Genomic DNA, 23460 nt, shown 5'->3' with positions numbered 1-23460 from the left:
CCGTTGCCTTGAGTGCGGTGCAGTGGCTGCGCTGCATCGCAAGGCCAGGGCGCACAACATCGCGTAGAGAAAGCTCATCACCTGCCTAGAAATGACGTGTCTCGCCCTCAGCAGCGGTTGCTGGATTGCGTCAACGCGTGAGTGGGGGAACTAGCCCGACCTTCTAGAGGCGCGCGGTATGTCGAACAAGACCCGGGCGTCAGGGCGCCCGGGGGGTGAGCGTAACGACACGCCGTGTACTAGGAGCTTTCCGCGCTGATTGTCGTCATGTGCCAGCAAGGCCTGGCGTCGCCGCACTTGCCGATCGAAGGGTCTTTGCAAACACTGACCACGAGTGACGACAAACGTCGCCGCTCATGTGGAAGAACGTGGAGCGTCGATGTCTCTCCGGGATCACAACCGGCGGATGCGGCTTGGCGTTAGTGCAGGCGTTGCACAAAAAAACAGCGGCCCGAAGGCCGCTGTTTCGATGTTGACGTGGCCTGTTATCCCAACAGGCCACCCAATCAAGTCACCTGGCCATCAGTGATCGCCACGCGGCTTGTTGCTGTCGTCATCCTGCACCTGGTCGGCGTCGGTCGATGGAGCAGCCGGCTTGACTGGTTCGGACACGACCACCGTCGGCTTGGGCTTGCCTGCCTGCAACTCCTGCGCTGCTGCAGGGTCTGCCGGAGGCTTGCTGGCCGAGGAGGCTGCTGGCGCAGCATCGTTCGGGCTCAGCGCATCGAGCATGGTGGTCTGCACCGGAGCATACGGCTTGCGCACGGGCGCGGTGTCTGCACTTGGGCTTGCCTGCACAACCGTCGAGGTCGAGGTCATTGCCACCTCGGCCGATGGCGCCTGCGAAGCAGACTGCTCGGCGTGCGGCGACGTCACCGTGACCACTGCGGCCTGCGATGCCGGCGTAGCCGCCGCTGGTGCCGGTAGGTCGTCAGCAGGCGTTGCCCGTGCCGGCTGCACCGGCGCTGCCTGCACCGCAGGCGCTGCCACGTCCGCCGACACAGCGCGCTGCTGGTGGTCGGCCTTCGCGGCCTCGGCGTCGGCGGCAGGTACAGCCGCACTTGCCGGCGCCGAGGGCGCAGGTTGGTGCTGGCTGCTTGTCGCCGCATCGTTGGTCACAGGCGATGCAACAGCCGGTGCCGTCGATGCAGTCCCGGCAGCGGGAGCCACTGCAGGTGCCGGCGTGGATGCCACTGGCGCAGGGGCGGCAAGCGGAGCCGGGGTAGCGGACGCCTGCTGTGCGACCGGCGCGGGGCGCTGTTCTGCAGCCTGCGCTGCAGCACCCTCGGTGCTGGCAGCCGTCGACGCTGTGACAGCCGGCGCGGGTTTGGCTGGTGCGTCGGTAGCAGCAACGGGCGCAGCAGGGCGCTCGCGGGCGGCTTCGGCAACGGGTGCTGCCGAAGCCTGCGATGCCGGCACGGTATTGGAAACCGGCGCGGTGGTCGAAGCTGTGTCACTGCCGCCCCGTGGCTCTGCGCGCTCCTTGGGAACCGGACGCGGCTTGGCGGTTGCCTGGGCAGCGGATTCCGACTTGGCGAGCACCGCCGGTGCCGGTGCCTCATCGTCGAAATCGAACTCCGGCTGGCCGGCGCGCGGTGCGCCCGATACATGCGCATGAGCACCGGCGTCGTCGCCTTCGCTGTCGCCATCGAGATCGTTGTCGGCATCGCTGTCCAGATCGTCGCCTTCCAGGCCATCGACGCTGGTACCACCTTCTCCGTTGGCACCGGCGCCACGACGACGACGACGGCCACCACGACGGCCGCGGCGGCGACGGCTCCCGCCTTCGCCATTGGCTGCATCGTCGCCTGCGGCATCCTGGGCCGGTGCAGTTGCATTTGCGTCGGCGCCACGATCAGCGGTGGATTCGCTCACCATGACATCGACAGGATGCGCCTGCGCCGCTTCATTGGCGTTGGTCTGCGCATTGCTGGGTGCAGCGGCGTCGGCAATGGCGGCCACCACGCTCGACGTGGTGGCCGTTGCGGCAGTGGAGGTCACGGTTTGCGCCGCTGCCGTACCCTCATCCTGGCGTGCCGGACGCGGCTGCCGCTCGGCTGGCGCGCCGTCCTGCTGTGCAGGCGCACGTGGCGGGCGTGGGCTCTGGTTCTGCGGCTTGGACTTCTGCTGCTGCGGTTGCTGCTGCTTTGGCGCCTGCGTTTCATTGCGCGGCGGCTTAGGCGCCTGCACCTGCTGCTGTGCCTGTGCGCCATTCTGCGCGCCCTGGGCGCTGGCAGGCTGGCGACGCTCGTCACGGCGTTCCTTATTGGCGCCGTTGCCATTGCCGCCATTGCCACGTTGCTGGTTGCCACCATTGCCGCCATTACGGGCATCGCGACCATCGCGGCGCTGACCGCCACGCTCGCCGCGTTCGCCACGGTTATTGCGGCCGGCATCGTTCTGGCGCGGACGCGGGGTCGACTCCGGGGCCGGGGCGACGGGCTCGACCCCGCCGAAGATCCGCTTCAGCCAGCCCACAACACCGGTGACCGGTGCCGGAATGGGCACGGTCACCACTGGCGCTGGCGCAGCGACGGGCGCAACCGGGGCAGGGGCTTCTTCGCGAACCGGTGCCGGTTGGCTCGGCTTGATCGACGTGACCGCCGGGGCTGCGGGAATATTCAACTGCGCCTTGGTCAGTGCATGCACCGGCAGCTTGCGCGGGGTGCCGCGCTGGTAGCTCGGCTTGCCGCTCTCTTCGCCCAGCTCGTTCTCGCGCAGGCGCGTGACTTCGTAGTGCGGGGTGTGCAGCTGCTCGTCGGCGACGATGATGATCGGCGACTCATGGCGCTGCTCGATTTCACGCAGTGCGCTGCGCTTTTCGTTGAGCAGGTAGTTGGCGATTTCCACCGGCGCCTGGACCAGCACCTGCCCGGTGTTTTCCTTCATGGCGTGCTCTTCTGCCACGCGGATGATCGACAGCGACAGCGACTCGACGCTGCGCATGCGGCCATGGCCATCGCAACGCGGACAGACGATCTGGCTGGATTCGCCCAGGCTCGGTCGCAGCCGTTGACGGCTCATTTCCATCAGGCCGAAACGCGAGATACGGCCCAGCTGCACGCGTGCGCGGTCGTACTTGAGTGCGTTCTGCAGCCTGTTTTCGACTTCGCGCTGGTGCTTGGACGAGGCCATGTCGATGAAGTCGATGACCACCAGGCCACCCAGGTCACGCAGGCGCAGCTGGCGTGCGACTTCTTCGGCCGCTTCCAAATTGGTCTGGAACGCGGTTTCTTCGATATCGCTGCCCTTGGTGGCGCGCGAGGAGTTCACGTCGACGGCGGTCAGCGCTTCGGTCTGGTCCACCACGATCGAGCCACCCGAGGGCAGGCGCACGTTGCGCTCATAGGCGCCTTCGATCTGCGATTCGATCTGGAAGCGATTGAACAGCGGAATATCGTCGGTGTAGTGCTTGAGCTTGCGCAGGCTCTGCGGCATCACCTGCTTCATGAATTCCTGGGCGTCGGCGTAGAGCTCCGGCGTATCGACCAGGATCTCGCCGATATCGGCGCGCAGGTAGTCGCGCAGGGCGCGGATGATCAGGCGCGATTCCTGGTAGATCAGGAACGCGGCCGGCTTGCTCAGCGCAGCTTCGGCAATCGCCTTCCAGGTCTGCAGCAGGTAGTCCAGATCCCACTGCAGTTCTTCGGCATCGCGGCCCACGCCGGCAGTGCGGATGATCACGCCCATGTCGTCAGGAATGTCGAGCTTGTCCAGCGCTTCCTTCAACGCGGCACGGTCTTCGCCCTCGATGCGGCGCGAAACGCCACCGGCGCTCGGCGAATTGGGCATCAGCACCATGTAGCGGCCGGCCAGCGAGATGAACGTGGTCAGGGCGGCGCCCTTGTTGCCACGCTCTTCCTTGTCCACCTGCACGACGATTTCCTGGCCTTCGCGCAGCAGCTCACGAATGGTCGACTTGTTATGGTCGACGCCGGCCTGGAAATAATCGCGGGAAATTTCCTTCAGCGGCAGGAAGCCATGACGCTCGGCGCCATAGTCCACGAACGCCGCTTCCAGGGAAGGCTCGAGCCGGGTGATACGGCCCTTGTAGATGTTGGACTTCTTTTGTTCCTTGGACGGCTGTTCGATGTCGATGTCGTACAGGGTCTGGCCGTCCACAATCGCCACGCGCAGCTCTTCGGCCTGCGTTGCGTTGATCAGCATTCGCTTCATTGTTGCGTTCCTCACGCGCTCTACCGCGCGGAACGCCGTGACGTTTCGCCTCTGGAACAGCTTGTCGGCCCTTCGCGCAACGCGCGGACAGGCCTGACCAGAGTTTCCAGCGCTGCAACACCACGGCAGGCCGCGGGAGCGCTTGTTTAAGTTTTATAGGTGTTTCAGGGCCGGCAGCCGCGTCCGGACAAACCGGGGCAGCGCACGGGACATGTTCAGCGCAGCGGTCAAAAACCGCTGGCGATGGCCGGGTAGGCCGGTGAGCCGCTAACATGGCCGCCCCGGGGGCGGTGGTCGCGCACTGTGCCGGAATCATCGGAAGTCAGGCTTCTGGCCAATCAACTTCCAACAAAATCAAACCCTTATCTCGCTCGCCGAGTGTAACAGAATAAAGAGCCGGATGACCGACCCCCAGCCCCCCAAGCCGCCGGCCGACCGCGTCGGCGTGCGCATTCTCAAAGTTCCGGAAGACCGTGCTGGGCAGCGGCTGGACAATTTCCTGCTTGGCCAGCTCAAGGGCGCTCCGCGTAGCCTGATCTACAAGCTGGTGCGCAGCGGTCAGGTGCGCGTGAATGGCGGGCGTGCCAAGGCCGAACGCAAGCTCGAGGGCGGCGAAGAAGTGCGGATTCCGCCGGTGCGCATCAACGAAGAGGGCGACAAGGCCGCGCCGCCGTCATCATTCATGGCGCGGCTGGAAGCGGCAATCGTGTTCGAGGATGCGCGCCTGCTTGCCCTGAACAAGCCGTCCGGGGTTGCCAGCCATGGCGGCAGCGGGATCAGCTTCGGCGCCATTGAAACGCTGCGGGCGCTGCGCCCGAACCAGAGCCTGGAACTGGTGCACCGGCTTGATCGCGATACGTCCGGCCTATTGATCGTGGCCAAGAAGCGCTCGGCGCTGACCGAGCTGCAGGCCCTCATGCGTGAAGACGACCGCGTCGAAGGACGTGGCATCACCAAGCGCTACCTGACCCTGCTGGTGGGCCGCATGCCCGACGGCGTGATGACCGTGGACGCGCCGCTGCACATCGGCCTGCGCCAGGGAGGGGAGCGGCATGTGCAGGTGAATGCGATCGGCAAGGCGTCGCTGAGCCATTTCAAGTTGCTGGAACGGCGCGGCGGCCATTCCTATTGCGAAGTGCGCATCGAGACCGGTCGCACCCACCAGATTCGCGTGCATGCCCAGCACCTGGGGCACCCGGTGGCCGGCGACGAGAAATACGGTGAGGCAGACGTCAACAAGCGCCTACGCGACCAGCTTGGTTTGAAGCGGCTGTTCCTGCATGCCGCATCGCTGGAATTCGCACTGGATGCCGGCAAGACGCCGTACGTGTTGAGCGCGCCATTGGCGCCAGAGCTCGCCGAGGCCCTAGACCAGCTCGGTCGCTGACGCAGCCATGGCGGCTGCGCCAGCGCGGCTGGCTCAGCCTTCGTGGCGATGGTCGTGATGTTGCGGCTGCGCCGACGGATGCGGGCGTTGCTGGTGCATATCGGCCTGATGGGTCGGAGCGGCACGCGGCGGGGCGAAGGACGCCATCCGCTGCATGCGCTGCTGCGGCTCTGCCTTCATGACCGGGCGCGGTTCGTCACGCGGCTGCGACGGCTGCGCATGTTCGAGACGCGGCACTGCCGCGGATGCAAACTGCTGATGAGGCGCCAGCTGCCGCTGCTCTTGCACGGGCGGCTTCCATTGCGCAGGTTGGGCTTGGGCTCGGAACTGGCTGTCGCGGGCGTCGCGGCTCGCAAATGCATCGCGCGGCGGCATGCCGGCATGTGCGCGGTTGGCTGCAGCTGCCTGTTCCTGCGCTGCCCGCGACTGTGCGTGCATCTGCGCCATGTGCTGCTGTGCGGCCTGCAAGTCATTCACCCGTGCAGGCGTTGCAGCCGAGGCGAATGCCGGTGCTTGCACGCGCGGCGAACGCATCCCGGAGGGCAATGGCTGCATCGGATGGCCCGCAGTTGTCAGGGGCGCAGCATGCGACGACGGCGATGGCGATGGCGATGCGTTCAGCGTTACCGGGCGGCCTGGTTGCAGCATCTGTGCATTGAAATGCGGTGTGGCCAGATGCGCATAGTCGGGCGGGCGATGCAGTTGGGCGGGCGAAGGCGCTGGCGTGGCCGCTCCTGCAAACGCACCAAGCCCACGTGCGCTGGCGACTGCTGCCGGTAGAGCGGCCGCCTGCGCCGCATGGAAGTTGGCTGGGGACATCCCGGCCACAGGCGCGGATGTCGAATTGGACCAATGGCGCTGATCCTGATTCACGTACGAGCGTGAATCGACATACGTATTTCGGTTGTTGATGATGGTGGTGCGCGGCGCATAGACATGGTTCTGGTAGACCACATAATGCGGTGCGGCCGGCGGCGCGTTCCAATCCACACCCCAGCTGTTCCAGCCCCAGCGGTGCCAGACAGGCGCCGGCTCGGCCCAGCCGAACCAACCGTGATGGTGCTCGAGTGCGCCGCCCACCAATACGCCGACGCCGAAGGACACCAGGCCGGTGGTGACGACGTCGCCTTCGTCGTACCAGCGGACCGGGCGGTAGCGATACTCCCTGTAGACATCGACCGGCGCGCCGTAGACCACGCCGGGATCGTAGCGCGGCACGTACACCACATCCGGTTGCGCTGGTTCGATGGTGATCACCTGCGAGGGCGGCGGGATGCGGCCCTCATCCAGAATGGGCGTCACCACCACGTGGCGCGCCACCTGCACTTGCTGTTGCGGCGTACTGTGCAGATGGCCGCTGGCCTGGGCGCGTTGGCGCATGATCTGCACCGCGTTGAGCACATCGTTGGGATCGTGGGCGTAGGCATCGCCGAGCGCACGCGTCCAATCCAGATTGCCAGCCAGTTGGGCCACCACGTCGGGAAAGGCGGTCAGTGCCTTGATGCTCGGGTCCCACGATTGCGACACCGTGGCCTGCGCGCGATCTGCAGCGCTCAAACCGCTATTGCTGCGTAGCCATTCCTGTGCGGTGACCACTTGATCGGGATACACCGACGCCGCCAAGGTTTGCGCCAGCAACTTGTCTGGAAACAGGGCAATCGGCGCGACCAGTTGGTAAAGCTGGTCCGCCGTGGGCGGCGTGTAAGCCGGCGCTGCCATCGCGCTGGGAGGCGGCGGAGGCTCGGCGGCGGCCGGCGCCGGTGCGTCGGTGCGTTGGCAGCCGCCGAGTGCAATCAGGCCAGTGGATGCGATCGACAGCGCCAAGGCAAGGCGCCCTTGTGACCATGTGCGTTGCATACGGCACCTCGCTGTGTGTGCGTTGATGACGCGCGTACCATGCGCCGGCTTGAATGTCTGGAACCTTTCTAGAACTTGGCTTCAGTCGACCAGGCGCGACGGTGTTCAGCAGACATGCGGGAAACAGCACCTCACGCAGGTGCGCTGCGTGGCATGCGGTTGATTTCAGGCGGGCGGGCGCGTCGGCTCGTCACGGGCAACACAGCGATCGGGCTTCTGAAGCGGCATTGTCTGCACTTGCTGCAACAGACTTCGCGCCAGGCCATCTCGAGTGGTGATGCCCGCGCATGACGCGCTTCACGGGGTTGCGAAACGGAACAACACCAGGCTGATCGCCAGCGTTCCCATGCCCGAGACCAGGCCATACACGGTCTCGTGACCTTGTGCGTAGCGCTTGGCAGCCGGCAGTAATTCGTCCAGCGCCAGAAACACCATGACCCCGGAGATCAGCCCGAACACGGTGCCGAAGACCGCATCCGAGAGCACGCTGGACAAGGCCAGATATCCGATGCCTGCACCGACCGGTTCGGCCAACCCGCTGAGCAGGCTGGCGCCCACCGCATAGAACTTGTTGCGCGTGGCGAAATACACCGGCACCGCGATCGCGATGCCTTCGGGAATATTGTGGATGGCGATCGCGAACGCCAGCGGCATGCCGACCGCCGGGCTTTCAAGCGTGGCGAAGAAAGTCGCCAATCCTTCCGGGAAATTGTGCGCGGTGATCGCGACGGCGGTCATCAGGCCAACCCGGCGGATATAGGCCCGGTTGTCTTCGCGAAACTGCGGATCGTCGCTGGACAAACTCTGGTGCGGATTCGGCACCAGGCGGTCGATCACCATGATCAGCAGCATGCCGCCCAGAAAGGTCAGTGTGCCGAAGGTAAAGCCGAGCTTGTCGTTGTAGGCCTGGGAAAACGCGGCGATCGATTTGTTGAGGATTTCGGTGAGCGACACGTACACCATGGCGCCGCCGGCGAAGGCCAGGCCGAATGCCAACAGGCGCGGATTGGGCTTTTTGGCGAACACCACCATGAGGCTTCCGAGCCCGGTTGCCAGCCCGGCCGCCAGCGTGACCGCAAGCGCGATCCAGAGATTGTGTGATGACACTGCAAGCATGTGGCGCGACGTCCTCGTGGAATGAAGAACTTCCTGCGGAGAGCGTGGCAACTGCAGCTCGCCAGATACGCACACCCCTCCGCGGAAGCAGGATGGCCATGCCGCGATGACGAAGACGTGGTGTCGAAGACGAAAAGCAGCGCCTCTGCGCCAGCGTCAGGCAGGGGCGACACTCAAGCGCGCGAACAAGGCGCTGTTGCTCATGCGCTGGTGTCGATGCGCTTGTGCCGTGCGGAAATAAGGCGTCACCGACCTGCGCGGTCCTCAGCCGCCGCGGCGTGCGCGTTCCTCGATGGCGAAACATTCGTTCGGACGCGGCACCGGCGGCTTGAACGAGACCGGCACCTGGATGGTCTGCGGCACGGCCTGGCCATTGCGGGTGGCGGCCTTGAACTGCCACTCGCGCACGCGCGTCAGGGCCGCTTCGTCGAGCACGGGCTGACCGCTGCTCTGTGCCACCGAAACATCGGTCGGCGTGCCCTGGGTGCCGACCACGACCCGCAGCACGGTCGTGCCGCCCACACCGGCGCAGGCCAGCTGCGGCGAATATTCCGGCGGTGGCGTCTTCAGGGCGGCCAGCTCGGTGGGCGCGACGGTGGGCGCGGCGGCCTGCTGTGGCGACTTGCCGCAGCCAGCAAGGCCGGTGGCGACGACGAGGCCGGCGAACGCGGCGCGATACATGTTCATGCAGTGATTCCCTGATCGTAGAGCTGCGCGGTCTTGGCCGCGCAGATGAAGTCGTTTTCGCTCAGTCCGCCCACGTCATGGGTGGAATAGCGCACCACGACGCGGTCGTAATGCACGCCCAGGTCGGGGTGGTGGTCTTCGCGATGGGCGATCCAGGCCAGCGCATTCACAAAGGCCAGGGTGCGGTAATAGTCGGCGAAGCGGAACGTGCGCGTGAGCGCCATGCCGGCCTCGGCCAGCTCCCAGCCGGGCACCTGTGGCAGCAGCTCGGTCAGGCGCGCCTCGCCCAGCTTGTGGTCGCTGCCTTTGCGCGGGAGGCAGTGGGCCTGCTCCAGGGGAATCAGATCGGTCATGACGGTCTCGCAGGGGTGGCGGACGGCGCGCCCACCAGGATCACGGTGTTCCATGAGCGAGGGCGCTTTGGGCGGTAGAATAACCCGCATGATCCAGATATCCGACAAAGCCCAGACCTATTTCCGCAAGCTCATCGAACGCGAGGGCGTGCCCGGCATGGGCGTGCGCCTGAGCGCGGTGGATGCGGGTACCCCACGTGCCGATGCCCGGCTTGAGTTCGCCGAACCGGCGGACCTGAGCGGCGACGAATGGGCGATCGACTGCGATGGTTTCACCTTGTATGTGGTCGCTGCCAGCGTGCCGTGGATGGACGGGGCCGAAATCGACTACGTCACCCAGTCCACCGGCAACCAGCAGCTCACCATCAAGGCGCCCAAGATCAAGGGCGAAGCGCCCGCAGAGTCGGCTTCGATGGTGGAGCGCGTGCGCTGGGTGGTGGAAAACGAAATCAACCCGCAGTTGGCATCGCATGGCGGGCGCGTGGCCGTGCAGGAAGTCTCTGCCGACGGCGTGGTGTTGCTGCGCTTCGGCGGCGGTTGCCACGGCTGCGGCATGGCCGACGTGACCTTGAAGCAGGGCATCGAAAAGACCTTGATGGGGCGCGTGCCCGGCGTGACTGCGGTGCGCGATGCGACCGACCACGCCACCGGCGACGCTCCCTACATTCCGCGCGACAGCGCGGCCTGATTCCGCGCCACCGGTGACAACGGCTGCCGATCTGCTGCAGGCACTGCGCGCGCGCATGCCCGGCAAGCTCATTCTGGATCGGCGCACCGGCCTTCCGTATGGCTGGGGCATCTGGATGGGCAACCGCAAGCACGCGGCTGCGCCATTCAACGATGACCATGTCATGGATGTGCTGTTGGCGCGTGGGCAGCCGACATGGGGTGCGGTGACCGGCGTCTCTGTGCTGTCGCCATTCCAGGCATTCCGCAGCCTGTGGTGGCAACACTGGGACCCGCGGCCGAAGGATCAGCGCCGGCAGCACTGGCTGGCGGTGCTCGGCAGTTTTCTCATCCACCTCGGTTTTGGTGCGCTGCTCATCTGGGTGGTCACCGTGCGCTGGGCGCCGGAAGAAACCAAGCCCGGCGACGAATCGCGGGTGCGCATGACCTTGATCGGCGATGGGGCTGAAGCGCAGGGCGGCGGGGAAGCTCAACCCACGTCTGAGGCATCGACGCAGCCGGCTGCAGCTGCGGCGTCTTCACCAGCGCACGTGGGTGCATCGGCGGCGAAGAGCGAACCAGCTGCATCGCCGGCACCGACACCGACGCCAGTGCCGCCAGCTGCCGATCCTGTCGAGCGCCCCGATACGGCCCAGGTATTGGAACATGCGCCGGAACCGGTGCAAGCGGCCAGCGAACCCGTCACCGCGGATATTCCGCAGGTGACGGTGCAGGTGCCGCCGGTGACGATCGAATCGCCGCTGCAGGTTACCGAAACCCCTGTCGCTACCAACGACTTCGTCGTCCCACCGCCGCCAACGATCACGCTGACGCCGCGTGCGATCGAGCGGGCGGCGCCGCAGGTCCAAGTGCGTCAACGCGACATCCAGACGGTGACCGAACGCCCGCAGGTGCGCGAACTGCAGCGTCCGGCCACGGATGTGGCGGTGCGCTCTGCCGCTGCGCCAACAGTGCGCGAGCGCGACATCGTCATCCCCGAGCGCCCGCAAATCGCCGCGCCGGCCGCGCGCCTGCGTGAGATCTCGCCGACCGTGCGCATGCCTGACGTTGCGGTGCGTCCCGCAGAGCTGCCGAACGTGCCGGATCCGGCGCCTGCGCCAGTGGCGGCGACGCCTGTCGTGCCAGCAACGCCTGCGACTCCCGACCCACCGCCGGCCACCGTGGCGGCGCCAGCCGCGCAAGCAGCCGCGCAACCTGCACAGTCGCAGGCCAGTCCTGCCCGGTCCGAACGTTCCAGCAGCGCGCCAGCCGCTGCATCGTCGCCCGCCAAGCCAGCCGCCAGCGGTCATGCCGGCCCGGCGCCTGCCGATCGCAGCGGCGGGTGGGACGTGGCCGCCAACGCCGACGACTGGAGCAAGTCCGACCGCAATCGGCAAGGCGACACGACAGGTGGCAACACCCAGCGCAACGGCATGTTCAATGCCGATGGCAGCATCAAGGTGGCCACCGGAGCCGGTGATGCCGGCCAGGGTGCAGGTGACCGCGGACCACCAGGCAGCGAGACCGATACCTGGACCCGCGACCAGATTGCCCAGGGCGGCACCTGGCTTAAACGTCCGCCGTACGGCTACACGCCGACATCGCTGGACAAGTACTGGATGCCGAACCAGACGCTGCTGCAGGAATGGGTGCGGCGCGGCCTGAAGAAGATCGAGATTCCGATTCCGGGCACGACCACCAAGATCAGTTGCGTGGTGTCCCTGCTGCAATTCGGCGGCGGTTGCGGCCTGAGCGACCCCAATCTCAACGATCAACCGGCTACCGCACGCCCACCGCCGGACGTGCCGTTCAAGCGTGAGTTGCAGGAAGACAAGGGCGCGCTGCCCCATAACGGCGGGTAAGCGTGACGCGCGATGAGGTGCGGCGATGTCTGCCCGAATGCACAGATCAGCCCTGCGCCCCTTCGCTTCACGGTGCGCTTGCGCGCCTCCGGGCGCGTGGACATGCATTGTCTGCATCAGCCGCCGAGAGCGCATGATGCGGGGGGACGCTCGTCCATCGGCCGCAGACCGTGCCGGCCACCGGCGAACCGGTTTGCCGCCTCGATAAAAACCGATCGCTCAACCTGCGGAAACGCGATACATCGCGTGGTGTTCCGGCTGGCGGTGACGGTGACGGTGGCGCCAGCGGCTCGCGGCTAGGGAGATTGCACTCTCAAACCGGAACGTGCGCCTTCCAGGAACGAGGTCAGGACCGCACGCACGACCGATGCCTGTGCCAGACGGCCGGTGGCCACTGCCCAACCGGCTCCGAACAGGCACGAGAGGTAGAAGTCGCTCCACCAGGACGCCGGCATTTCGATACCGAACACGCCGCGCCGCTGGCCGTGCAAGAAGAAAGCATCCAGATGCGCCTGGAACGACTCCCACTCCGGCGCGGCGTAATAGGTGTTGCCGCGTTCGGCGCCCTCCATGCCCATCTCGTTGACGATGTAGATGACCAGATCCAGGTCTTCCACCAAGGCGTGCGTCATGCGTCGCAGGCTTGCCATGGGATCGGGCAGGGCGTCTTCGTCGGGCAGGGCCGCCTTCAGACGCAGCCACGCTTCGGCGGTGACCTTCTCCACGATTGCCGCGCGGGTCGGGGCAAAGCGGTACAGCGTCGCGCGGCTGATCCCCGCGCCAGCGGCCAGCTCGGTGAGATTGCTGCGCGGGCGGCGGGTCAGCGTTGCGGCCAGCAGGCGGATAAGGCGTTGGTCGTCCTGGCTCATACGCTTGAAAAACGAGTGAAGCAGGGATGATACAGGTTCTGTGGAAATGATCCTTATGAATCATATTTGATTCATAAGGATCTATGGCGCATCATTCCCGCGTCATCCATTGGACCCCGCGCTGTGACACCCCAACGCGCTTACCGTTTCTTTCCGCTGTGCGCCTTTCTCCCGTTCGCACTGGCCGCCTGCGGCAAAGCCGCTCCACCCGCTGAGTCTTCGGTTGCACCAGCGGTGGAAATCGCCACCGCGCAGGCGCGCAAGGTGTTGCAGACCACCGATCTGCCCGGCCGTGTTTCGCCGATGCGCGTAGCACAGGTTCGTGCGCGCGTGGCCGGCGTGGTGCTGGCACGCCGGTTCGAAGAAGGTTCGGACGTCAGGGCAGGGCAGGTGTTGTTTCAGATCGACCCCGCGCCGTTCGAGGCCGCGGTGGCGCGCGCACGCGGGGAGCTGAGGCGTAGCGACGCCGAGCTGGAAAATGCCGCCGCCCAGTTCGAACGCAGCCAGCAACTGGTGCAGCGGCAGGTGATCAGCCGGCAGGATTTCGACACCGCCCGCAGCAATTTCAAAAGCACCCAGGCAGCCGTGGCGTCGGCGCGTGCGGCGCTGAAAACCGCGCAACTGGAGCTGGGCTTCGCCACGGTGCGTGCGCCGATCGACGGCCGCATCGGGCGGGCGCTGGTCACCGAGGGCGCGCTGGTCGGGCAGGGGGGCGAGGCGACAGAAATGGCGCTGATACAACAGCTCGATCCGATCTTCGCCGACTTCAATCGTCCGGTCGCCGAAGCGCTGAAGTTGCGCGGTCGCGCCCGCAAAGGCGAGGCGCCGCTCAAGGTCGTCATCGACATTCCTGAGCTCGGCGAAACACGCGAGGGCGACCTGCTGTTCGCGGACATGCGGGTGGACGAAACAACCGATACGGTGTCGCTGCGGGCGCAATTCGACAATCGCGACAACCTGTTGCTGCCGGGGATGTTCGTGCGCGTGCGCACGCCGAACGGTACCGCCAGCGACGCGGTCTATGTGCCGCAGCGGGCGATTCAGCGGCGACCGGGCGGCAGCGCTGCGGTGATGGTCGTGGGCGCCGACGGCAGGGCCGAACTGCGCGATGTCCGAACCGGCGCGATGGTCGGCACCGACTGGCAGATACTCGAAGGCCTGAAGGCCGGTGAGCGCTACATCGCCTCAGGCGCGACGCGGATCCAGCCTGGTGCCGTGTTGAACGCCGCGCACTGAACCACTCTTCATTCCGCCTGTGCGGGCGCGTGGCGCCCCGGTGACCGTCCATGTCCCGATTCTTTATCGACCGCCCCAACTTCGCGTGGGTGGTTGCGATTTTCATCTCGCTCGCCGGCCTGCTGGCATTGCGCACCTTGCCTGTCGAAAAATATCCGGAAGTGGCGCCGCCGCAGATCAGCATTTCTGCCACCTATCCCGGCGCGTCGGCCCAGGTCGTCAACGACGCGGTGACCAGTGTCATCGAGCAGGAGCTCAACGGCGCGCGCGACATGCTGTATTACGACTCCAGCAGCTCCAACGGCAGTGCGCAGATCACCATCACGTTCCAGCCCGGCACCGATCCCAACATCGCCCAGGTGGACGTGCAGAACCGCATTCGTCAATCCGAATCGCGACTGCCGGCAGCGGTGACGCAACTTGGCTTGCAGGTCGAACAGACCACTGCCGGCTTCCTGATGCTGTATTCGCTGGTCTACAAGGATGCGACCGCCGCGCAGGACGTGGTGCGCCTGAACGACTACGCGGCCAGAGTGGTCAACGACGAGATCCGCCGTGTTCCCGGCGTGGGACGCGTGCAGTTCTTCGGCGCCGAAGCGGCGATGCGGGTGTGGGTGGACACCCAGGCATTGCGCGGCTATGGGCTGAGCATTGTCGACGTCAATAACGCGATCCGTGCGCAAAACCTGCAAGTGGCAGCCGGTAGCCTGGGCGAACGCCCAGGCGCGCATGATCAGGAATTGACCACCACGCTGGTGGTGCGCGGCCTGATGGAATCGCCGCAGGAATTTGGCCAGATCATCCTGCGTGCCCAGACCAATGGCGCGGTGGTGCATCTGTCGGACGTGGCGAAGCTGGAACTTGGATTGGAGAACTACCAGTTCGATGTGCAGGAAAACGGTGGCCCGGCCGCCGGCGCGGCGGTGCAGCTGGCGCCAGGCGGCAATGCGGTCGCCACCGTGGCGGCGGTGCGCCAGCGCCTGCAGGAACTCTCGCAGCGTTTTCCGGCAGACATCACCTACTCGGTGCCCTTCGATAGTTCGACCTTCGTCAATGTGGCAATCAGGAAGGTGCTTCACACCTTGCTCGAAGCGATGGCGTTGGTGTTCCTGGTGATGTTCGTGTTCCTGCAGAACATCCGCTATACCTTGATCCCGGCGATCGTGGTGCCGGTGTGCCTGTTGGGCACGTTCGCGATGATGAAGCTGCTGGGTTTCTCGGTGAACATGATGAGCATGTTCGCGATGGTGCTGGCGATCGGCATCCTGGTGGACGATGCGATTGTGGTGGTCGAGAACGTCGAGCGCCTGATGGCCGGGGAAGGCCTGTCGCCGCGCGATGCCTCGATCAAGGCGATGACGCAGGTGGGCGGTGCGATCGTCGGCATCACCCTGGTGCTCACCGCGGTGTTTTTGCCGCTCGCCTTCATGAGCGGTTCGGTCGGCGTGATCTACCGACAGTTCTCCGCAGTGCTCGCCGTCTCGATCCTGTTTTCCGGTTTCCTGGCGCTGACCATGACACCGGCGCTGTGCGCGACGTTCCTGGTACCCATCGACGGCCGCCATGAGAAGAAGGGATTCTTCGCTTGGTTCGACCGCAACTTCAGCGTGCTGACGTCGCGTTTCGATCAGTTGAACCATCGCCTGGTGCGCCGTGCCGGACGCTACATGCTGGTGTACGCCGTGCTGCTTTGCGCGCTTGGGCTGGCATACGTGCGGCTGCCGGAGGCCTTCGTACCGCAGGAAGACGAGGGCTACATGATCGTAGACATGCAGTTGCCGCCCGGCGCCAGCTACAGCCGTACGCGCGCGGCCGGGCAACAGGTCAACGATTACCTCGCCGCGCGGCCGAGCATGCAGGACGTGACGCTGGTGTACGGTTTCAGTTTCTCCGGAAGCGGCGCCAATGCGGCCATGGCCTTTCCGTCACTGAAAGACTGGAGCGAACGCGGCGACAGCGAATCGGTGGCCAGCGAAGTGGCGGCCGCCAACGCGGCGCTGGGACGCATCAGCGACGCGACCATCATGGCCGTGATGCCGCCACCGATCGAAGGCCTGGGCAATTCCGGCGGTTTCTCGCTGCGCGTGCAGGACCGCGGCAATCTTGGGCGCGACGCGCTGATGCAGTCGGTGAACCAGTTGCTGCATGCGGCCAATCAGTCGCCCAAGCTGGCATACGCGATGGTGGAAGGTCTTGCCGATGCGCCGCAGCTGCGCCTGGAAGTGGATCGCGGCAAGGCCGAAGCGCTGGGCGTGAGCTTTCAGAGCGCGATGGAGGTGCTGTCCAGCGCGTTCGGCTCGACGATCGTCAACGATTTCGTCAACCGCGGTCGTCTGCAACGGGTGGTGGTACAGGGCAATGCAAGCGATCGCGCCACGCCCCAATCACTGGACACGCTGTCTGTCACCAGCAGTACCGGCAAGCAGGTGCCGTTGACGGCGTTCACCACGCAATGGTGGGAGCAGGGACCGGTGCAGATTGCCCGCTACAACGGCTATGCATCGGTCAATCTCACCGGCGAGGCTGCGCCCGGCATCAGCTCGGGCGACGCGCTGGCGGAAATGGAACGCCTGGCGACTGCACTTCCCCAGGGCATTGGCTACGAATGGTCCGCGCTGTCGTATCAAGAAAAAGCTGCCGGCACACAGGCGCCACTGCTGCTCGGCCTGGCCTTGCTGGTGGTGTTTCTGCTGCTGGTCGCGCTGTACGAGAGTTGGGCGATTCCGTTTTCGGTGATGCTGATCGTGCCGATCGGCGCGATTGGCGCAACCGCCGCGGTGTGGGTGGCCGGCCTTTCCAACGATGTGTACTTCAAGGTCGGCCTGATCACCATCATCGGCCTGGCCGCCAAGAATGCGATTTTGATCGTGGAATTCGCCAAGGAACTGCATGCGCAGGGCGCGCGCGTGCCGGACGCTGCAATGCAGGCGGCTAGGCTGCGCTTTCGCCCGATCGTGATGACGTCGCTGGCCTTCATTCTCGGCGTGATTCCGCTGGTGATCGCACGCGGTGCGGGTGCAGCGAGCCAGAATGCGTTGGGCACCGGCGTGATCGGCGGCATGCTGGCGGCCAGTACGCTTGGTGTCGTGTTCACCCCGATCTTTTTTACCTGGGTGATGGCGTATGTGGCTGCCCGCAGGAGTGCAGCCGCAAACCCGGCGGAGCCCTCCACATGATCATGCCGGGCGACTGCATGCGGCATCGGTCGATCGTGAGAAGAGGGCGGCAGTAATCGCGATAGCGTTCGTGCCGACCTGACGGCGCCAGCAATCGACCGGCAGGCGCTCCAAAGCCCCGAGCCTGTTTGCGGGCGCTGAGCGCGTCTCAGCGCGGACGTTTCGTCTTTAGCTGGCCTGCAGCGCTGAGCAGTCCCAGCGCCCACTCCACGCGCTCTGCTGCGGAGTCGATCAGGCGTGCCGGGTGTTCTCCCAGCAGCGCACGAAGTTGATGCGGCGCAAACACCAGATCGACGAAGTGGCCTGCCAACGCAGAGGGATCGGCGGGTTGATCCGGGCCATCGAGGATCGCCATGCGCACACGTTGCAGCCCGCCTTCCCAGCCGATGCGGTTGACCTCCGCAGCAAGCTCCGGCGCCCGGATGGAGGTGCCGACGACCAAGCGCATCATCGCCACGGTCTGCGGCTGCAACGCGTGCGCAAGTATTCCTCGACCTGCGAGCCTCAGCCGCCCCTCAAGATCCAGCGGGGCGCTGGGGGCGGCTGGCAGGGGCTGTGTCTGCACATCACGGCGAATCACTGCCTCGAAAATGGCGTCCTTGTTGGCATAGCGCGCGTACAGGCTGGCCTTGCCGGCACCTGCCAGTCGCGCGATGTCGTCGCATGAAGTGTGCTCGAAGCCGCGTTCCAGGAAGAGCTGTAGTGCCGCATCCAGAAGCCGCCGATCGACATCGCCGGCTTTATCGGGTGGCGGCCTGCCGCCTTTGGATTTTTGCTTGACCGCCTTCATCGACGAAACGTTACACGCCACTTGTGCTTTCAACAACTGAACGATATCGTTCAGTTGTTCGCGGCATGGTCTTTCCCGCCAGCACGATGCATGAGAGCCGATGTAACAGGGCGCTGCTGCCCCCTGGTGCGTTGGCTGCCCGCCGCTTTCGGCACCCGAAGACTCAAGCGAGAAGCACGTGGTGAACACACAGACGAGTTCGCAGGTCGTTGTTGCTGGAGCCACCGGCGATCTCGGTTACCGGATCGCGGTGGCCCTGAAAGATCAGGGCGCGGCCGTGGTTGCACTGGTGCGGCACGGGGCAGGGAAGAGCCGCGTCGCGTCGTTGGAGGGGCAGGGCATCCAGGTTCGACATGTTGAGCTCGACGACGCCGAGCGGTTACGCGAGGCGCTCATGGGCGCGGACTGTGTGGTTTGCGCACTGAACGGCTTGGAAGAGGTCATGTTGGGTCAACAGGGAAACCTGTTGCATGCAGCGGTTTCTGCGGGCGTCCCGCGTTTTGTTCCGTCCGATTTCTCGCTGGACTACACGAAGACGCGGCCAGGCGACAATCGCAATCTGGACCTGCGGCGCCGCTTCAGAGAGCAACTGAACGCCACGCCCATTTCGGCCACATCGATTCTGTGTGGCGGCTTTCTGGAATTGCTTGAGGGCAGTGCGCGCCTGGTTGTACCGGGCCGCCGGGTCCTGCATTTTGGCGACGCAGACCAGAAACTCGATTTCACTGCCAAAGACGATGTCGCCCGCTACACGGCAGCGGCGGCGCTGGATCCCAATGCTCCACGCGATCTGCGGATTGCCGGCAACAGCATTTCGCCCAACGACATCGCACACCTGCTCACCGAGCTCACGGGCGAGCGATATCGCACCCTCAGGCCAGGCGGAATCGGCACGATGTCGGCCATCATCCGCGTCGTGCGCGCATTGACGCCGACCAGCGATGACCCGTTCCCACCCTGGCAAGGCATGCAATACCTGCGCGACATGATGAGTGGACGCGGCAAGTTGATCCATCTGGATAATGATCGCTACGGCGCGCGCGCGTGGCAGTCAGCTCGCCAGACCTTGGCGAACACCTACGCACCGGAGGCTTGAGATGACTGACGGCATGACACCGTTTCGGATCAACATCGCGCAGGCTGAGCTGGATGATCTCAACCAACGTCTTGGGCACACGCGTTGGCCCAGTCCGGAAACCGTGCGTGATCACAGCCAGGGCCCACAATCGGCGCGCATTCGACGCCTGGTCGAGCGCTGGCGGACGGGCTACGACTGGCGCGCCACCGAGCGGTTGCTCAATGGCTGGAATAGCAGTCGCACGGCCATTGACGGACTGGATATCCATTTCCTGCATGTGCGTTCACCGGAGCCGGGCGCGCTTCCATTGCTGTTGACGCATGGATGGCCGGGATCGATTCTGGAATTTCGCGACGTGATCGGCCCACTGACTGACCCGGTGGCCTACGGCGGGAAGGCGTCGGATGCGTTTCATCTGGTGATCCCATCGTTGCCCGGCTTTGGTTTCTCTGGGAAACCCACCTTCCGCGGCTGGGGAGTGGGGCGAACGGCTGCGGCATGGGTCGAACTGATGCGCCGGCTGGGTTATGGCGAACGCTGGACCGCCCAGGGCGGCGATTGGGGCAGCGCGATCACGACCGCGCTTGGGTTCATGCAGCCGCCCGGCTTGGTGGGCATCCATCTGAACATGGTGATGTTCGACCCGAGCGCCGAAGAAATTGCCAACGCCACGCCAGCAGAGCAGCGGATGCTCGACGATGCCAAGCGCTATCAGAGAGAATTTTCAGGCTACATGCACCTGCAAAGCACACGACCGCAGTCGGTGGGGTTTAGCCTGGCTGATTCTCCAGCCGGCATTGCCGCATGGATCTATGCGCTCTTCCAGGATGTTTCCCAAAGCGGCGGCGAACCGGAAAACGTGATCGCGCTGGACCATCTCATCGACGACATCATGCTGTACTGGCTCCCCAATGCCGGGCCCAGCTCGTTGCGTTTTTACTGGGAAGCTGCGCAGGAAGCTGGGACTGCGATGCCCATGCACCCGATGCCCACGCCAACCGGGATCAGCATGTTTCCCGGAGAACAAGTACGCATTTCGCGGCGCTGGGCAGAACGACGCTTCGCAGATCTGCGCTTTTTTGCAGAGGCAGAGCGGGGCGGGCATTTTGCTGCGATGGAAAATCCGCCGGCATTTGTCGACCACCTCCGAGACACCTTTCAATCGCTGCGGTAATGGTTGCGGGATCTTATCGAGTCCGACTAGCTGATTGGGCTTTGCAGCGGCAATCCAGTGCATTCGGCTGCGATGAGCTATTTAGCGAAGGGAGGGCGGACAACTTCGAGCCAGCGGGACGTGGCGGCTGATGCAAGAGGCGGATCGTTAGCCTGAGGACATGCTTGGCTAGCGACCGCCTTGAAATGTAAAGGTGAAGCGCGCCGCAGAGCGGTCGGCGGTTTGCGGGGCGATGGGCACGGGCGTGGCCTCCACCAGCGTCAACATGCCATCGGCAATAGGCACCGGAATGCCTAACGTAAGGTCAACCTGTCTGGACCAGCCACCACCCAGCACCGTCGCACGTACGATCAGTCGGCCTTCCACGATGCATTGAACATCAGTAGGGCAACGGCTGTCTTCGACGACTCGGTCGGGCCGTACCCTGGGACCATCGACCGCTGCCATCTCGCCTAGGCGCACAGGGCCTTCAATGAGATGACCCGTCGCCGGGGGCGTGGTGGCGCATCCTCCAAGCGACATGACGGCGAGCACTGCCAGAGACAGTAAAGGGGCGCGATGAAGGTCATGCTTGCCGGCAGTCCTCGCCTGGCACGATTGAGGTTGCGGGTGGCTTTGGAGCGATGCGCGCATTGATCGACGTCCTTTAGATGAGATCCCGAACCACGTCTTCGGCCAGCCACTGCGACGCGTCAGCGTCTTCGCTCACCGGGCAGCGGATCGACTGACCTGCCAGCATGGCACCGCCGCGCCGAGGCGGCTTGAGCGTGCTGACCATGAACGCGCGTTGCCGCTCTGTATAAGTAAATTGTAATGCCTGCATTGCTAATTGGTGCATCACACCCTGATACTGCGCTCGCAGCGATCTCAGGAGGAGCCGGCGCTGACGACTCTGCAGAAATGGACGTTGGAGCAGATCACCTATCGGGATGAGTTCTTGGCAAATCCACCGTTGCAGGCCATCGCTTACGTGAGCGAGGTGCGTCGTCCCATGTCGATGGGGGAGGTCGACCGGCTGCTTGTCTCTTCCAGTGCACACAACGCGCTGGCCGCCATCACCGGCGTCCTGCTCTACGACGGCGCTCGATTTTTTCAGTATTTCGAGGGCCCACCTGCCGGGGTGCAGCATACCTACGATCGCATCAAGCAGTCTGCGCGCCATCACGTGATCGCAGAGGTCTACAACGGCTCCATCGTCGAGCGTTACTTTCCCGACTGGCAGATGGCGTGCCGCAAGGTGCTTCCCGGGTCAATCGTCGAGCTCAGCGCACAACGCTGGTCGCGCACACGCCTTGCGCTGTGGTCTGCGGGAAATAAGCCGGAGCCTGTGTCCCGGTTGCTGGAGTTCTGGGAGGGGGCCATGCCGCCGACAGCTGATGTATGACCAGGCGCGGGTGAACGGTCTACCCCATCGCTAGGGCGCCCATCAGGGAGGTTCCTGCGACCGATTTGTGTCCGCCATGGCTGCAGTCATCTTGATGCAAGCGATATCGAAAGCGACGTAGAGCGTTCTTTTCGGCGAAGAGCGAATGGCGAATGGCGAATGGCAAATAGCGAGCACGCTGTATCAGGCAGGCGCATCGAGCATCCGATTCGCTCGCATCACGGCGCAGCACACCAGGTACTGAAGGGCGATGCCAGGGTCATTGCCCACATTGCAGCAATCAACAGGCACTCAAGGCATGAGCACGTTGCAGGATCTGAAAGAGGAGCTGTCGCGCTTTGGGGCCAACAACGATGCGGTAGAAACCGCACGTGGCAAACGCATGCTGAATATCACCCCCGAAACCGGCGAACTGCTCGCCCTGCTGGTACACGCGACGCGGGCACGGCAGGTGCTAGAGGTGGGTACTTCCAATGGCTACTCCACGCTGTGGCTGGCCGAAGCTGTCATCGCCGTCGGTGGACACGTCATCACGCTGGAACATGCCGAAGACAAGGCCGCCCTGGCGGCGGCGAACTTCGTGCGTGCCGGACTACAGGCGCACATCACGCAGGTGCTGGGCGATGCAGGCACGTGGTTGGAGACCGCCGACGATGGCAGCGTCGATCTGCTGTTTTTGGACTCGGACCGCAGCGCCTATGCACGGTGGTGGCCGCAGCTGCGCCGCGTGCTCAAGCGCGGCACCGGCCTGATGGTGGTGGACAACGCCACCTCGCACGCGACGGAGATGGCAGATTTCATGCAGGCTGTCCGTGCCGACATGTCCTTCCGATGCAGCGAGGTGCCGGTTGGCAACGGACAGTTCATGGCAGTGCGCGTTGCAGACTGAATCGCGAGCGACGTTGCGCAGCGGCTAGCGCCCGACGATTCCAACTGAGGCTGATGCACGCCTGTTCTGCTGAGCGGTCGAGCCGTCGATTCTTTCCGGCTTGAAGTGACATTCGGTAGCACGACTGATTCTTCGCATCGGCTGAGTCCGGTTACAACGCTTGACCAAAACTCTGTTCGCTCCCCTTGCACGAACGCACGCACGGCGTGACGTTTCTTACGCGTGGCATTGCGATCGGTGTTGATTGGCGAAGCCAGGCTTGCATCGACGACTTGCGCCCATCGTCAAGCGGCAAAGCATTGCTCTTTATCCAGCTGCCGTCGCGGTGAGGCACTTGGCCGTTGGCTCACTTGAGTTTGACGAGCCATCGCCTAGATTGGCGTATGTATCAATCAGCACTCGCCCGCGACGATCTGCCGGGTACACCTTCGCTATCGCCAAATCCAGCGCTCGCGCAACGCGTGCGTGAGTACCTGCGACTGACGCCGCAACTTCCCAATCCTGGCGCAGGACGCACGTACGCGCGATGGCAGGCGCTGAGCAAGCTGGGGGCTGCGAGCTTGCCGCTTGCCAAGGTGCTGGAAGCGCATTACGACGCGGTGTCGATTTTTTCCGAGGCCGGCCAGCCATTAGCTTCCAATGGAGCGGTGTGGGCTGTGTGGGCAGCGGGCGGGCCGCATGACACCGTGGCGTACGAAGCGAGCTCAAGCACGGTGTCCGGTATCAAGCCGTGGTGCAGCGCGGAGCTGGACGTTGTGAC

The 23460-nt window shown here is 64.7% G+C and carries 18 protein-coding genes; 9 read left to right on the top strand and 9 right to left on the bottom strand.

Going from position 1 to position 23460, the window contains the following annotated elements:
• Positions 1 to 522: 522 nt before the first annotated feature.
• Complete coding sequence (locus tag ACDH77_RS10605) at positions 523 to 4167, bottom strand: Rne/Rng family ribonuclease (RefSeq protein ID WP_338338888.1); 3645 nt, start codon at positions 4165 to 4167, stop codon at positions 523 to 525.
• Positions 4168 to 4576: 409 nt separating this feature from the next.
• Between ACDH77_RS10605 and ACDH77_RS10600 the strand changes: the two genes are divergently transcribed.
• Positions 4577 to 5563, top strand: coding sequence for an RluA family pseudouridine synthase (locus tag ACDH77_RS10600; RefSeq protein ID WP_031422825.1), 987 nt, complete (start codon positions 4577 to 4579; stop codon positions 5561 to 5563).
• A 33-nt stretch (positions 5564 to 5596) separates the two neighbouring features.
• Here ACDH77_RS10600 and ACDH77_RS10595 read toward each other — a convergent pair whose 3' ends face one another.
• From ACDH77_RS10595 to ACDH77_RS10580, 4 genes are all read right to left on the bottom strand, one after another.
• Positions 5597 to 7420 (bottom strand): DUF3300 domain-containing protein, encoded by a 1824-nt coding sequence (locus ACDH77_RS10595; protein ID WP_031422823.1) that lies wholly within the window; start codon positions 7418 to 7420, stop codon positions 5597 to 5599.
• A gap of 297 nt (positions 7421 to 7717) precedes the next feature.
• Complete coding sequence (zupT, locus tag ACDH77_RS10590) at positions 7718 to 8536, bottom strand: zinc transporter ZupT (RefSeq protein ID WP_005921249.1); 819 nt, start codon at positions 8534 to 8536, stop codon at positions 7718 to 7720.
• Positions 8537 to 8800: 264 nt separating this feature from the next.
• Positions 8801 to 9223 carry an energy transducer TonB gene (locus ACDH77_RS10585; RefSeq protein ID WP_008575670.1) on the bottom strand — a complete coding sequence of 141 codons (423 nt, stop codon included), beginning with the start codon at positions 9221 to 9223 and terminating at the stop codon, positions 8801 to 8803.
• On the bottom strand, positions 9220 to 9576 hold the full coding sequence (locus ACDH77_RS10580) for a 4a-hydroxytetrahydrobiopterin dehydratase (protein ID WP_011347610.1): 357 nt from the start codon (positions 9574 to 9576) through the stop codon (positions 9220 to 9222). Before ACDH77_RS10580 ends, ACDH77_RS10585 begins: the two co-directional genes overlap by 4 nt.
• A gap of 88 nt (positions 9577 to 9664) precedes the next feature.
• On the opposite strand from ACDH77_RS10580, the gene ACDH77_RS10575 reads away from it, so the two are divergent.
• Together ACDH77_RS10575 and ACDH77_RS10570 are read left to right on the top strand one after the other, a co-directional pair.
• On the top strand, positions 9665 to 10264 hold the full coding sequence (locus ACDH77_RS10575) for an NfuA family Fe-S biogenesis protein (RefSeq protein ID WP_008575672.1): 600 nt from the start codon (positions 9665 to 9667) through the stop codon (positions 10262 to 10264).
• A 13-nt stretch (positions 10265 to 10277) separates the two neighbouring features.
• Positions 10278 to 12104, top strand: coding sequence for a hypothetical protein (locus ACDH77_RS10570; RefSeq protein ID WP_031422816.1), 1827 nt, complete (start codon positions 10278 to 10280; stop codon positions 12102 to 12104).
• Positions 12105 to 12400: 296 nt separating this feature from the next.
• Here ACDH77_RS10570 and ACDH77_RS10565 read toward each other — a convergent pair whose 3' ends face one another.
• On the bottom strand, positions 12401 to 12973 hold the full coding sequence (locus tag ACDH77_RS10565) for a TetR/AcrR family transcriptional regulator (protein ID WP_031422814.1): 573 nt from the start codon (positions 12971 to 12973) through the stop codon (positions 12401 to 12403).
• Positions 12974 to 13096: 123 nt separating this feature from the next.
• Between ACDH77_RS10565 and ACDH77_RS10560 the strand changes: the two genes are divergently transcribed.
• Both ACDH77_RS10560 and ACDH77_RS10555 read left to right on the top strand, forming a co-directional pair.
• Positions 13097 to 14209 (top strand): efflux RND transporter periplasmic adaptor subunit, encoded by a 1113-nt coding sequence (locus ACDH77_RS10560; RefSeq protein ID WP_057681741.1) that lies wholly within the window; start codon positions 13097 to 13099, stop codon positions 14207 to 14209.
• A gap of 50 nt (positions 14210 to 14259) precedes the next feature.
• Positions 14260 to 17385 (top strand): multidrug efflux RND transporter permease subunit, encoded by a 3126-nt coding sequence (locus tag ACDH77_RS10555; protein WP_372353874.1) that lies wholly within the window; start codon positions 14260 to 14262, stop codon positions 17383 to 17385.
• A 148-nt stretch (positions 17386 to 17533) separates the two neighbouring features.
• Here ACDH77_RS10555 and ACDH77_RS10550 read toward each other — a convergent pair whose 3' ends face one another.
• The gene (locus ACDH77_RS10550; RefSeq protein WP_031422809.1) at positions 17534 to 18175 is read right to left on the bottom strand and encodes a TetR/AcrR family transcriptional regulator; all 642 of its coding nucleotides are present in this window, start codon (positions 18173 to 18175) and stop codon (positions 17534 to 17536) included.
• 181 nt (positions 18176 to 18356) lie between these two features.
• On the opposite strand from ACDH77_RS10550, the gene ACDH77_RS10545 reads away from it, so the two are divergent.
• Together ACDH77_RS10545 and ACDH77_RS10540 are read left to right on the top strand one after the other, a co-directional pair.
• Positions 18357 to 19271 (top strand): NmrA family NAD(P)-binding protein, encoded by a 915-nt coding sequence (locus tag ACDH77_RS10545; protein ID WP_031422808.1) that lies wholly within the window; start codon positions 18357 to 18359, stop codon positions 19269 to 19271.
• Position 19272: 1 nt separating this feature from the next.
• The gene (locus tag ACDH77_RS10540; protein ID WP_031422806.1) at positions 19273 to 20427 is read left to right on the top strand and encodes an epoxide hydrolase family protein; all 1155 of its coding nucleotides are present in this window, start codon (positions 19273 to 19275) and stop codon (positions 20425 to 20427) included.
• Positions 20428 to 20595: 168 nt separating this feature from the next.
• Here ACDH77_RS10540 and ACDH77_RS10535 read toward each other — a convergent pair whose 3' ends face one another.
• Both ACDH77_RS10535 and ACDH77_RS10530 read right to left on the bottom strand, forming a co-directional pair.
• A complete protein-coding gene (locus ACDH77_RS10535) occupies positions 20596 to 21060 on the bottom strand; it encodes a hypothetical protein (RefSeq protein WP_031422804.1) in 465 nt (154 codons plus the stop codon).
• A 13-nt stretch (positions 21061 to 21073) separates the two neighbouring features.
• Entirely contained in the window at positions 21074 to 21265 is a 192-nt protein-coding gene (locus ACDH77_RS10530; RefSeq protein WP_046934669.1) for a hypothetical protein, read from the bottom strand.
• Between the two features lie 69 nt (positions 21266 to 21334).
• Here ACDH77_RS10530 and ACDH77_RS10525 point away from each other — a divergent pair, with 69 nt between their 5' ends.
• Together ACDH77_RS10525 and ACDH77_RS10520 are read left to right on the top strand one after the other, a co-directional pair.
• The gene (locus ACDH77_RS10525; protein WP_031422802.1) at positions 21335 to 21811 is read left to right on the top strand and encodes a BLUF domain-containing protein; all 477 of its coding nucleotides are present in this window, start codon (positions 21335 to 21337) and stop codon (positions 21809 to 21811) included.
• Positions 21812 to 22109: 298 nt separating this feature from the next.
• Positions 22110 to 22700, top strand: a complete 591-nt coding sequence (locus ACDH77_RS10520; RefSeq protein WP_008575693.1) for an O-methyltransferase — start codon at positions 22110 to 22112, stop codon at positions 22698 to 22700.
• Positions 22701 to 23460 lie beyond the last annotated feature (760 nt).

The sequence above is a fragment of the Xanthomonas axonopodis pv. maculifoliigardeniae genome (assembly GCF_041519315.1).
Classification (GTDB): domain Bacteria; phylum Pseudomonadota; class Gammaproteobacteria; order Xanthomonadales; family Xanthomonadaceae; genus Xanthomonas; species Xanthomonas euvesicatoria.
Note: the sequence above shows the minus strand (reverse complement) of the source record. Positions and strands in the feature narration are given on the sequence as shown.

What these genes read in the sequence shown, in the direction of transcription:
- ACDH77_RS10580 (WP_011347610.1), bottom strand. Translation starts at nt 9,576, where the DNA reads ATGACCGATCTGATTCCCCTGGAGCAGGCCCACTGCCTCCCGCGCAAA.
- ACDH77_RS10530 (WP_046934669.1), bottom strand. Translation starts at nt 21,265, where the DNA reads ATGCACCAATTAGCAATGCAGGCATTACAATTTACTTATACAGAGCGG.
- ACDH77_RS10555 (WP_372353874.1), top strand. Translation starts at nt 14,260, where the DNA reads ATGTCCCGATTCTTTATCGACCGCCCCAACTTCGCGTGGGTGGTTGCG.
- ACDH77_RS10585 (WP_008575670.1), bottom strand. Translation starts at nt 9,223, where the DNA reads ATGAACATGTATCGCGCCGCGTTCGCCGGCCTCGTCGTCGCCACCGGC.
- ACDH77_RS10520 (WP_008575693.1), top strand. Translation starts at nt 22,110, where the DNA reads ATGAGCACGTTGCAGGATCTGAAAGAGGAGCTGTCGCGCTTTGGGGCC.
- ACDH77_RS10600 (WP_031422825.1), top strand. Translation starts at nt 4,577, where the DNA reads ATGACCGACCCCCAGCCCCCCAAGCCGCCGGCCGACCGCGTCGGCGTG.
- ACDH77_RS10535 (WP_031422804.1), bottom strand. Translation starts at nt 21,060, where the DNA reads ATGCGCGCATCGCTCCAAAGCCACCCGCAACCTCAATCGTGCCAGGCG.
- ACDH77_RS10550 (WP_031422809.1), bottom strand. Translation starts at nt 18,175, where the DNA reads ATGAAGGCGGTCAAGCAAAAATCCAAAGGCGGCAGGCCGCCACCCGAT.
- ACDH77_RS10565 (WP_031422814.1), bottom strand. Translation starts at nt 12,973, where the DNA reads ATGAGCCAGGACGACCAACGCCTTATCCGCCTGCTGGCCGCAACGCTG.
- ACDH77_RS10595 (WP_031422823.1), bottom strand. Translation starts at nt 7,420, where the DNA reads ATGCAACGCACATGGTCACAAGGGCGCCTTGCCTTGGCGCTGTCGATC.
- ACDH77_RS10605 (WP_338338888.1), bottom strand. Translation starts at nt 4,167, where the DNA reads ATGCTGATCAACGCAACGCAGGCCGAAGAGCTGCGCGTGGCGATTGTG.
- zupT (WP_005921249.1), bottom strand. Translation starts at nt 8,536, where the DNA reads ATGCTTGCAGTGTCATCACACAATCTCTGGATCGCGCTTGCGGTCACG.
- ACDH77_RS10540 (WP_031422806.1), top strand. Translation starts at nt 19,273, where the DNA reads ATGACTGACGGCATGACACCGTTTCGGATCAACATCGCGCAGGCTGAG.
- ACDH77_RS10575 (WP_008575672.1), top strand. Translation starts at nt 9,665, where the DNA reads ATGATCCAGATATCCGACAAAGCCCAGACCTATTTCCGCAAGCTCATC.